The sequence below is a fragment of the Winogradskyella endarachnes genome (assembly GCF_009741275.1).
GTDB lineage: Bacteria > Bacteroidota > Bacteroidia > Flavobacteriales > Flavobacteriaceae > Winogradskyella > Winogradskyella endarachnes.
This window is the reverse complement of sequence record NZ_WOWS01000015.1, coordinates 1-2,657: the sequence shown is the minus strand read 5'-3', so window position 1 is coordinate 2,657 and position 2,657 is coordinate 1. Positions and strand designations below refer to the sequence as shown.

1 pseudogene is annotated in these 2,657 nt (G+C 38.4%); it reads left to right on the top strand.

The features are described from left to right. Positions 1 to 2,657 (top strand): annotated as a pseudogene (locus tag GN138_RS16060) (hypothetical protein); the annotation flags it as partial.

Genomic DNA, 2,657 nt, shown 5'->3' with positions numbered 1-2,657 from the left:
GATTGTAAATCCAAAGCCAACAACCATAGCAGTTAGTGATTATGAATTATGTGACTATAACACTACAGGCGATGAAGAAGAAGCATTTGATTTAAGCACAAAGACCACAGAGATTTTAGATGGTCAGTTAAATGTTGATGTTAGCTATTATGCAAGTCCAGCAGATGCAGATGCAGGAGTCAATGAGATAACAACGCCATATACTAACCTAAGTAATCCAGAGGTAATTACGGCAGTTTTAACCAATACTATTACAGGTTGTAGTTCAACGTTAAGTTTTAATTTAGTAGTTAATCCATTACCAAGTGTAGTAGCGCCAACGGCCTTAGAGGTTTGTGATGATGGTACACCAGATGGCATAACCGAGATGGATTTAAGTTTAAAGAATGGTGAGATAACTAGTAATAATCCGGCTTATTCAGTAAGTTATTACGAATTAGAGTCAGAAGCGATGTCAGAGACCAATGCGCTTCCAACGCTTTATACCAATAATTTTAACGGACAAATTATTTATGTACGCGTAGAAGATAGTAATACAGGTTGCTACAGTTTAACCACACTAGAGCTTATTGTAGAGCAAGCACCAGTAGCTTACATGCCACAAGATTTAAGATATTGTGATCCAGACAATGATGGATTTGGAGTTTTTACCTTAAGCGATGCAGAGAATGAAATTACAGGAGGCGCTTCAGGCTTACAGGTAACGTATCATGAAACGCTAGTTAATGCAGAGAATGGAGTAGATGCTATAGACACAAGTATGGATTATAATAATATAGTTATCGACGAGCAACTCCTCTATGTACGCGTAGAGAGTGCGACTATAGCTACCAATTGTGCCACTATAGTAGAATTACAATTAGTTGTAGAGCCAACGCCACAATTAGTAGAGCCAACAGCCTTAGAAGTCTGTGATGATATTTCCGCAGATGGTATTGCAATATTCGATTTAACTTTAAAGGATGATGAGATTTTAAACGGTCAAGACCCAACGCAATACCTTGTAAGTTATTACACAACAGAAGACAATGCAGCAACGGAAAATAACCCAATCACCACACCAACAGCTTATACAAATACGGATCCTTTTAGTCAAACCCTATGGGTAAGAGTAGAAGACAATACTACCGTAGAGGGCTGTTATAAGTTAACCCCTTTAGAGTTAATAGTAAACCCATTACCAGTTTTAGTGACACCAGCACCTATAGAGTTATGTGATGATATCACTTTAGAAGATGAGCAAGAAGGGTTTACACTAGAAGTTGCTAATGAAGAAATTTTAAATGGTCAAACAGGTATTACTTTAACCCATTATGAAACTCAAGACGATGCTGATAATGCGGTAAATCCGATAGCGAGTCCATATGTTAATATGAGTAATCCTCAAACCATTTTTGTACGCGCAGAAAATGATATCACAGGCTGTTATAATACGGTTACGGTAACCTTACGTGTTAATCCATTACCATCACCAGAGGTGAGTCCAGAAGCGATAGAAGTTTGTGATGATGATAATGATGGTTTTGCAGAGTTTGATTTAGAACAACGTACCATCGCTATAACAAATAGCGAACCAAATGTTGTGATTACGTATCACGAGACAGAGATTGATGCAGATACAGGCGTAAATGCACTGACAAGTCCATATACTAATATTGTAGCAGACAATCAATTTTTATATGTACGTTCAGAGAACACTATAACGGGTTGTCATAGTTTAACCACAAATACATTAGAACTTATAGTGCATGCAGCACCAGAAGTGCCAACAGCCATAGAAAATTATGTTATTTGTGATACAGATAGTAATGGTTTTGCACAGTTTGATTTAACGACCAAAGACGATGAAATCCTCAATGGTCAAGATCCAGCAGACGTAGAGTTAACCTACCATGTTAGTTTAGCAGATGCAGAAGCAGGAGATAATCCAATTATCAATGTAGGTAACTACACCAACATTACAAACCCACAAACGCTTTATGTACGCTTGTACGACCCAATAACAAGTTGTGAAGATACAGGAAGCTTTGAGTTAAGTGTATCATTACCACCAGTAGCGATACAACCAACACAGTTAAATACCTGTGATGATTTAGGAGAAGTGCCAGGTGATGAAATAACTGTATTTGATTTAACCATAAAGAATGATGAAATCACAGGCGGCAATGGTAGTTGGAGTGTGTCGTATTATGAAACTCAAGATGATGCAGAAGCGCAATCAAACGTAATAGCCGATCCAACCCAATACACCAACACCAGCGTTGATGGTGCAGAAGCCAATCCACAAACGTTATACGCTGTGGTGACGGACACCAATACAGGCTGTACAGATATGGTAACCTTAACGATAAGAGTACAACCTAACCCAACACCAACCTTGGTATTACCAGCCATAGAATTATGTGATGTTGATAATGCAGGAGATGGCGTAGAACCTTTTGATTTAACAGAAAATGAAGTATTGCTATTAAATGGCGAAGCCAATGTGTCAGCAAGCTACTATGAAGACGCAGATGACGCAGATGCAGGCACTAATGCCATTGCAGACCCAACAGCTTATGTTAATACAGCAACACCACAAACCATTTATGTAAGAGTCACTAATGATATCACAGGCTGTTATGCACTAGTAGACTTTACAATTATTGTTAACCCGT